The organism is Peribacillus sp. P4_C12 (assembly GCF_056402095.1).
The window spans coordinates 1-4,937 of record NZ_JBFUIB010000279.1; the positions used below are offsets into that span (position 1 = coordinate 1).

Sequence of the window (4,937 nt, forward strand, 5' to 3'; positions counted from 1 at the left end):
TTTCAAACACCTTGTCTACCAGGATATTCCCTTCTTCAGATCCGTACTCCGTTTCACAATAGATTAACAAATCATGTAGACCCATAACACCAAGACCAACCCGTCTCTCGCCGAGTGCTTGTTTCTTGTTTTCATCTAAGAAGTAAGGGGTTGCGTCAATGACGTTATCCTGCATACGCACACCCACTTCTACGGTCTGCTTAAGTTTCTCAAAGTTAACTGTTTTGTTATCTTTATCAGCCATTTCTGCTAAATTGACAGCTGCTAGGTTACATACAGAGTATGGAGCCAGTGGCTGTTCACCACATGGGTTCGTTGCTACAACTTGTTGTCCGTATGCTTTTGCATTTGTCATCTCGTTAGCATTATCAATAAAGAAAATACCAGGCTCAGCAGAATAAGTAGCACAAATATTAATTAAGTTCCAAAGCTCTTTAGCTCGGATTTTACGGTAAACACGGACTTTGCGGCCCATTTTTTCCCACTCGCGTACATCACCGACATTGTGCCATTCTTCATTATAAATCGCCATTTCTTCAGCATTATAGCTTTCAACATCCGGGAAACGCAATTCATATTCGCCATCTTGTTCGGCAGCTTCCATAAATTCCTTAGTCAAGCAAATCGAGATATTGGCGCCTGTTAGAAAATCGGCATTATGGACACTGTACGTTCCGCCTGTACGAACCTTTTCCTCGGCCTCTCTAATGATTTTCTCGCTAAATCCGCCTAAACCCGGAATCTCTTTATAGTTGATAATACCTTGGTACATAGCCGTTTCCTGTTCGGTATGCGGAGTGAATTTTAATTTATCTGTAGCGTACTTTTTGATGGTTTCATCTTTTGTGTTTTCCACTAAGTAGCGAAGAATCCGTGGATTTTGCATTTTCGAAATAATGAACTCAGCAATGTCTGGATGCCAATCCGCAAGCATAATCATTTGTGCACCGCGTCTGCTTCCGCCCTGTTCAACAAGATGGGTCAATTTCGCAATATCATCAAGCCATGAAACTGAACCGGAGGATTTTCCATTTACCCCTTTTGCCAATGTATTTCTTGGACGAAGTGTCGATCCGTTCGTACCTACACCGCCTCCGCGGCTCATGATTTCCATGACTTGCTTTCTATGTTCGGAAATTCCTTCGCGTGAATCCGGAACAAATGGCATTACATAGCAATTAAAATAAGTAACATCCGTGTTAGAACCGGCTCCATATAATACACGTCCTGCTGGGACAAAATTAAGGTTCTTTAATTCTTCATAGAACTTATTGAACCATTCCGTTCTTTTTTCTTCAGTCTTTTCCACTGAAGCCAATCCCGTTGCATTACGTTTTGCAATTTGTTCATAGTATATTTCAAGCGGCTTTTCAATGATATCAAGCGGTCGATTTACAATCCCCGTTTCCACTTCTTCCGGGTTATCTAATGCTCCGCGGAATTCATCATCCACTAATACCTTAGCTTTTTTCGTTTCCCAATCTATTTCAACGATGTAACCAAGACCCCGTGCAGGGAATTTCGGATCTTCCTTAATCGTCAATACTACAAAATCGCCAGTCGAGAGCGTAATTTTTTCAGTATCCTTAAAAGAATAGCGGTCAAGCATAACTAGACGGGACACGCCTTTATGCGTCATTTTCATATCAGCTGTTACAGGATGGACCTGGGGAAATAAAGAAATATCCTTATTCAACCTTTCTAGATCAACCTTTATAGCTTCTTTTATTACAACCGACATAATTCCCTCTCCTTTATATGTTTCAAGATCCGTTCTTGCTGCAAAAATTTATATGTAGTCTTACATGTCCGTTTCGCTTAACAAGTTACCCTAAATTTATCATAGCGAAACTCAAAAATCAATATATAGTGTCGCAATMAATATTTCGACTACTATATATTGTGTTTGTGTTGATTAACTTTTAATTTTGTCAAACGATAAATCAATTAATATAGTTAGTAAAAGGGAGGAAAATGTCGATTTATAATAATTTTTCATCAGATTTCAATTAATTTGAACCTTGCTTTTTCCCTGTCCTTGTTAGTGCTTATCGTTGCAAGGAAAAGCTTATTTGTTTGCAAAAATCTGAAAAAACATTTTTATTATCTGTTCTAATTATCCTGCTTCTTCTATCTCAAAAAATTCCATTCATCGCTTTCATATTTGCTTTCTGCAATGGCTTTCACTTCCAGCAATTGCTGTTCAGTGAGGACGTATGGCTCTAATTCGATCGATAGTCCATCGGCAAAACCTTTTTCAAAAGCAACTTTTGCTTCAGGGATGGTAATCTTTCTTCCAGCAATATCATTAATGGCCACGGCTTTGTTTTTTAAGCTTTTTTGCATTCTCTCTTTAACCCTGTCATTTGAGAATTTAAAAACGCTAAAGAGCTTTTCATCATCAAGTTCAAGTAAAATGGACCCATGCTGAAGGATTACACCTTTTTGCCTTGTTTGTGCACTGCCAGCTACCTTCCGGCCTTCAACAACCAATTCATACCAGCTTGGCGCATCAAAGCAAACCGAAGATCTTGGTGTTTTTAATGCGGCTTTCTCCTGCTCGGTTCGAGGTACAGCAAAATAAGCATCCAATCCAAGATTCCTGAACCCCATTAATATTCCTTCAGAAATAACTCGATATGCCTCAGTAACAGTAGTAGGCATTCCCGGATAGGATTCTGGGACAATTACGCTATAAGTCAATTCATGTTCGTGCAGTACAGCACGTCCTCCTGTTGGTCTGCGAACAAAACCGAGGCCCTGCCTTTTAACTTCTTCTATATCAATTTCAGATTCTGCCTTTTGAAAATAACCAATCGACAATGTAGCTGGGTCCCAACCATAAAAGCGTATAATCGGTGGTATTTCCCCTTTACTCTGCCAGTTTAAAAGAGCTTCGTCMATCGCCATATTAAAAGCTGGTGAACAATATCCAGAATCTATAAATCCCCATTTTTCTTTTGTCATCCTTACCCCTCATTTCATGTAGACTGTTTAAAAGTAAGTCAGTAATTCCGTCATAAAAAAACTCACATTTAGTAGTTTAACAGACTTTAACACTCTAAAAAAGAAAGTACCATTAAGTCGATAAAGAATTTTACGAAAATATTTTTTGATTATTAGTTAAAGCAATTATATAATAAAGATTGTCTGTATTCGTTAGGTAGAAGGGAGTTTTTATGTTTGGAATTATTATATACACTGCTCATCATCATAGGAGTGGTTATTGCGTATTCACTTTTTAATTGGTACCGCCAGCGTAAAATCGTTAAAACGTTAACACAGGATGAATTTATTGCTAACTACAGAAAAGTACAACTAATCGATGTGCGGGAACCAAATGAATTTGATAATGGTCATATCTTAGGCGCAAGAAACATCCCTATGACTCAAATGAAAACACGCCTGGTCGAAATTAGGCCGGACAAGCCTGTATACTTGTACGCTCAAAGCGAAATCATCAGCGGAAGAGCTGCAGCCATGCTATACAAAAAAGGCTACAAAGAACTGTTTCACCTAAAAGGCGGTTTCAAAATGTGGACCGGTAAAATTAAAGCAAAGAAATAAGAACCCATCTCCGCATGGGCTCTTTTTAATTAAAAAGCTATCATACTAAAAATTGAAATGAAATGCCGTCTTATAGCTTATTATGTCTTATGGTATATTCATTTCCAGCCGGTCATTCTCTATACATATAAAAAATAAAAATCCCCGCCCAGATGGCAGGGATTTTTATTTAGGCTATTAAGCCTGATAACGGAGGACTGGTTTTCTTGCAGCAAGCGTTTCATCCAGCCTTTTAATAACTGTTGTATGTGGCGCTTCCTGTACGATCTCCGGAGTTTCTTCCGCTTCCTTAGCTATCTGAATCATCGCATCAATGAACGCGTCGAGAGTTTCCTTTGACTCCGTTTCAGTCGGTTCTATCATCATTCCTTCTTCCACGTTCAACGGGAAGTAAATAGTAGGTGGATGATAGCCGAAGTCTAGTAATCTTTTGGCAATATCGAGTGTTCGGACGCCCAACTTCTTTTGCCGGCGGCCACTAAGCACAAATTCATGCTTACAATGGCGATTATATGGTAAATCAAAATATGGTTCCAACCTACGCATCATATAATTCGCATTGATGACCGCATTCTCCGTGACAGCCTTAAGACCATCAGGACCCATAGAACGAATGTACGTATAAGCCCTCACATTTATTCCGAAGTTTCCGTAATAAGGTTTAACTCTTCCTATGGATTGCGGGCGATCATAATCCAGCATAAATTGCTCATCTCGTTTGACCACGAGTGGTTTAGGCAAGTAAGGAATCAAATCCGATTTTACTCCGACAGGACCAGAACCCGGGCCACCACCACCATGTGGACCTGTAAATGTTTTATGGAGATTTAAATGGACCACATCAAAGCCCATATCACCTGGGCGGGCTTTAGATAGGACTGCATTAAGATTGGCCCCATCATAATAAAGCTTCCCACCAGCATCGTGGACAAGTGTTGCCATTTCCAAAATATTCTCTTCAAACAATCCTAATGTATTGGGATTCGTCAGCATTAAAGCCGCTGTATCCGAACCTACCACGCGCTTTAAATCTTCAAGGTCAACTAAGCCATTTTCATCTGATTTTACCGTAATCGTTTCGAGCCCCGCAACAGTGGCGGAAGCTGGATTCGTACCGTGTGCCGAATCAGGAACTATCACTTTCGTCCGTGCTGTATCGCCGTTCGCTTCATGGAAGGCACGAATCATCATTAATCCTGTCCATTCACCATGTGCACCTGCTGCTGGCTGTAAGGTCACTTGATCCATCCCTGTGATTTCTGTTAAATGTTCTTGCAAGTCAAATAATAGTTCCAAGGCTCCCTGTACAGTCGCTGGATCTTGATATGGATGAATATGGGCGAAACCGTTAAAACGCGCCACATTTTCAT

General features: G+C 40.0%; 4 protein-coding genes. 1 reads left to right on the forward strand and 3 read right to left on the reverse strand.

The genetic code is table 11. The features are described from left to right. Together AC1DUW_RS20975 and AC1DUW_RS20980 are read right to left on the reverse strand one after the other, a co-directional pair. Positions 1 to 1,741, reverse strand: a 1,741-nt coding sequence (locus AC1DUW_RS20975) for a vitamin B12-dependent ribonucleotide reductase (protein WP_477643362.1), incomplete at its 3' end; no start/stop codon positions are given. Between the two features lie 389 nt (positions 1,742 to 2,130). Beyond that, the gene (locus AC1DUW_RS20980) at positions 2,131 to 2,967 is read right to left on the reverse strand and encodes a lipoate--protein ligase family protein (RefSeq protein WP_477643363.1); all 837 of its coding nucleotides are present in this window, start codon (positions 2,965 to 2,967) and stop codon (positions 2,131 to 2,133) included. A gap of 216 nt (positions 2,968 to 3,183) precedes the next feature. Between AC1DUW_RS20980 and AC1DUW_RS20985 the strand changes: the two genes are divergently transcribed. Beyond that, on the forward strand, positions 3,184 to 3,567 hold the full coding sequence (locus AC1DUW_RS20985; protein ID WP_053346934.1) for a rhodanese-like domain-containing protein: 384 nt from the start codon (positions 3,184 to 3,186) through the stop codon (positions 3,565 to 3,567). Positions 3,568 to 3,744: 177 nt separating this feature from the next. Here AC1DUW_RS20985 and gcvPB read toward each other — a convergent pair. Continuing rightward, positions 3,745 to 4,937: aminomethyl-transferring glycine dehydrogenase subunit GcvPB (gene gcvPB, locus AC1DUW_RS20990; RefSeq protein WP_477643364.1), on the reverse strand; the 1,193-nt coding region annotated here is incomplete at its 5' end.